At 68.3% G+C, this 252-nt stretch carries 1 protein-coding gene; it reads left to right on the forward strand.

Annotated features, from left to right (window positions below; translation table 11 throughout):
- Positions 1-252: cation:dicarboxylase symporter family transporter (locus HKX41_12480; protein ID NNC24952.1), on the forward strand; the 252-nt coding region annotated here is incomplete at both ends.

Consider the following 252-nt stretch of genomic DNA (forward strand, 5'->3'; position numbering starts at 1 on the left):
CCGACCGCGCTGCGCGTGGCCGACGAACTCAAGCTGCCGCGGCGCATCTCGCGCTTCGTGCTGACCGTCGGCGCCACCGCCAACCAGAACGGCACCGCGCTGTTCGAAGGCGTGACGGTGATCTTCCTGGCCCAGTTCTTCGGCGTGGATTTGACCTTGGGCCAGCAGGTGATGGTGATGCTGGTGTGCATCCTCGGCGGTATCGGCACGGCCGGCGTCCCGTCGGGCTCGCTGCCGGTGGTGGCGATGATC

It is taken from the genome of Salifodinibacter halophilus, from assembly GCA_012999515.1.
GTDB classification, from domain to species: domain Bacteria; phylum Pseudomonadota; class Gammaproteobacteria; order Nevskiales; family Salinisphaeraceae; genus Salifodinibacter; species Salifodinibacter halophilus.